Origin of the sequence: Pseudomonas sp. TWR1-1-4 (assembly GCF_049897165.1) — a bacterium.
Lineage (GTDB): Bacteria > Pseudomonadota > Gammaproteobacteria > Pseudomonadales > Pseudomonadaceae > Aquipseudomonas > Aquipseudomonas canadensis.
Genome location: NZ_JAFCVS010000013.1, coordinates 1 through 3,397, shown reverse-complemented (window position 1 = coordinate 3,397; position 3,397 = coordinate 1). Strand labels below are relative to the sequence as shown.

Annotated in this window: 2 rRNA genes (1 of these 2 cut by a window edge); both read right to left on the bottom strand. The window is 50.3% G+C overall.

Annotated features, from left to right (window positions below):
• A 23S ribosomal RNA gene (locus ACP7C6_RS29310) occupies positions 1–1,346 on the bottom strand; it reaches 1,645 nt to the left of the window's first position.
• 278 nt (positions 1,347–1,624) lie between these two features.
• A 16S ribosomal RNA gene (locus tag ACP7C6_RS29305) occupies positions 1,625–3,161 on the bottom strand.
• The 16S and 23S rRNA genes sit together here, the layout of an rRNA operon.
• Positions 3,162–3,397: the final 236 nt, after the last annotated feature.

Sequence of the window (3,397 nt, the reverse complement as noted above, 5' to 3'; positions counted from 1 at the left end):
GGCCTTAGGGACCGACTAACCCTGCGTCGATTAACGTTGCGCAGGAAACCTTGGTCTTTCGGCGTGGGTGTTTTTCACACCCATTGTCGTTACTCATGTCAGCATTCGCACTTCTGATACCTCCAGCAAGCTTCTCAACTCACCTTCACAGGCTTACAGAACGCTCCTCTACCGCATCACTTACGTGATACCCGTAGCTTCGGTGTATGGTTTGAGCCCCGTTACATCTTCCGCGCAGGCCGACTCGACTAGTGAGCTATTACGCTTTCTTTAAAGGGTGGCTGCTTCTAAGCCAACCTCCTAGCTGTCTAAGCCTTCCCACATCGTTTCCCACTTAACCATAACTTTGGGACCTTAGCTGACGGTCTGGGTTGTTTCCCTTTTCACGACGGACGTTAGCACCCGCCGTGTGTCTCCCATGCTCGGCACTTGTAGGTATTCGGAGTTTGCATCGGTTTGGTAAGTCGGGATGACCCCCTAGCCGAAACAGTGCTCTACCCCCTACAGTGATACATGAGGCGCTACCTAAATAGCTTTCGAGGAGAACCAGCTATCTCCGAGCTTGATTAGCCTTTCACTCCGATCCACAGGTCATCCGCTAACTTTTCAACGGTAGTCGGTTCGGTCCTCCAGTTAGTGTTACCCAACCTTCAACCTGCCCATGGATAGATCGCCCGGTTTCGGGTCTATTCCCAGCGACTAGACGCCCTATTAAGACTCGCTTTCGCTACGCCTCCCCTATTCGGTTAAGCTCGCCACTGAAAATAAGTCGCTGACCCATTATACAAAAGGTACGCAGTCACCTAACAAAGTAGGCTCCCACTGCTTGTACGCATACGGTTTCAGGATCTATTTCACTCCCCTCTCCGGGGTTCTTTTCGCCTTTCCCTCACGGTACTAGTTCACTATCGGTCAGTCAGTAGTATTTAGCCTTGGAGGATGGTCCCCCCATATTCAGACAAAGTTTCTCGTGCTCCGTCCTACTCGATTTCATGACTAAGAGATTTTCGCGTACAGGGCTATCACCCACTATGGCCGCACTTTCCAGAGCGTTCCGCTAATCTCAAAGCCACTTAAGGGCTAGTCCCCGTTCGCTCGCCACTACTAAGGGAATCTCGGTTGATTTCTTTTCCTCAGGGTACTTAGATGTTTCAGTTCCCCTGGTTCGCCTCTTGCACCTATGTATTCAGTACAAGATAACCATCTTATGATGGCTGGGTTCCCCCATTCAGACATCTCCGGATCAAAGTCTGTTTGCCGACTCCCCGAAGCTTTTCGCAGGCTACCACGTCTTTCATCGCCTCTGACTGCCAAGGCATCCACCGTATGCGCTTCTTCACTTGACCATATAACCCCAAGCAATCTGGTTATACTGTGAAGACGACATTCGCCGAAAATTCGAATTTCTCAGTTAAGAGAACTCACAAATTTTACCTTAGCCTGATCCGTTACCAGTGAAAGTAACGTTCAGTCTATCTTTCTATCACATACCCAAATTTTTAAAGAACGGTTCTGAAAAAGATCAGAGCTAATTATTCGATTCGAATAGTTAGCTCTGCACTTTTACAAACGCATGAATCAAGCAATTCGTGTGGGAACTTATGGAGCAGCTGATGTCGTCGATTAAGGAGGTGATCCAGCCGCAGGTTCCCCTACGGCTACCTTGTTACGACTTCACCCCAGTCATGAATCACACCGTGGTAACCGTCCTCCCGAAGGTTAGACTAGCTACTTCTGGTGCAACCCACTCCCATGGTGTGACGGGCGGTGTGTACAAGGCCCGGGAACGTATTCACCGCGACATTCTGATTCGCGATTACTAGCGATTCCGACTTCACGCAGTCGAGTTGCAGACTGCGATCCGGACTACGATCGGTTTTATGGGATTAGCTCCACCTCGCGGCTTGGCAACCCTCTGTACCGACCATTGTAGCACGTGTGTAGCCCAGGCCGTAAGGGCCATGATGACTTGACGTCATCCCCACCTTCCTCCGGTTTGTCACCGGCAGTCTCCTTAGAGTGCCCACCATTACGTGCTGGTAACTAAGGACAAGGGTTGCGCTCGTTACGGGACTTAACCCAACATCTCACGACACGAGCTGACGACAGCCATGCAGCACCTGTCTCAATGTTCCCGAAGGCACCAATCTATCTCTAGAAAGTTCATTGGATGTCAAGGCCTGGTAAGGTTCTTCGCGTTGCTTCGAATTAAACCACATGCTCCACCGCTTGTGCGGGCCCCCGTCAATTCATTTGAGTTTTAACCTTGCGGCCGTACTCCCCAGGCGGTCAACTTAATGCGTTAGCTGCGCCACTAAAAGCTCAAGGCTTCCAACGGCTAGTTGACATCGTTTACGGCGTGGACTACCAGGGTATCTAATCCTGTTTGCTCCCCACGCTTTCGCACCTCAGTGTCAGTATTAGTCCAGGTGGTCGCCTTCGCCACTGGTGTTCCTTCCTATATCTACGCATTTCACCGCTACACAGGAAATTCCACCACCCTCTACCATACTCTAGTCAGTCAGTTTTGAATGCAGTTCCCAGGTTGAGCCCGGGGATTTCACATCCAACTTAACAAACCACCTACGCGCGCTTTACGCCCAGTAATTCCGATTAACGCTTGCACCCTCTGTATTACCGCGGCTGCTGGCACAGAGTTAGCCGGTGCTTATTCTGTCGGTAACGTCAAAACACTAACGTATTAGGTTAATGCCCTTCCTCCCAACTTAAAGTGCTTTACAATCCGAAGACCTTCTTCACACACGCGGCATGGCTGGATCAGGCTTTCGCCCATTGTCCAATATTCCCCACTGCTGCCTCCCGTAGGAGTCTGGACCGTGTCTCAGTTCCAGTGTGACTGATCATCCTCTCAGACCAGTTACGGATCGTCGCCTTGGTGAGCCATTACCTCACCAACTAGCTAATCCGACCTAGGCTCATCTGATAGCGCAAGGCCCGAAGGTCCCCTGCTTTCTCCCGTAGGACGTATGCGGTATTAGCGTTCGTTTCCGAACGTTATCCCCCACTACCAGGCAGATTCCTAGGCATTACTCACCCGTCCGCCGCTCTCAAGAGAAGCAAGCTTCTCTCTACCGCTCGACTTGCATGTGTTAGGCCTGCCGCCAGCGTTCAATCTGAGCCATGATCAAACTCTTCAGTTCAAACATCTTTGGGTTTTTAAGAAACCCTAAACTTGGCTCAGCAATCGTTGGTTACATCTTTGATTTCTCGCGGAGTAACTTGTGATGCTGATAATCTTGTTGACTATCAGTCTGACTCCACAAGCACCCACACGAATTGCTTGATTCAGTTGTTAAAGAGCGGTTGGTTAAGATCTTTCGTCTCAACCGAGGCGCGCATTCTACAGCAGCCTCATTTGCTGTCAAGTGATTATTTT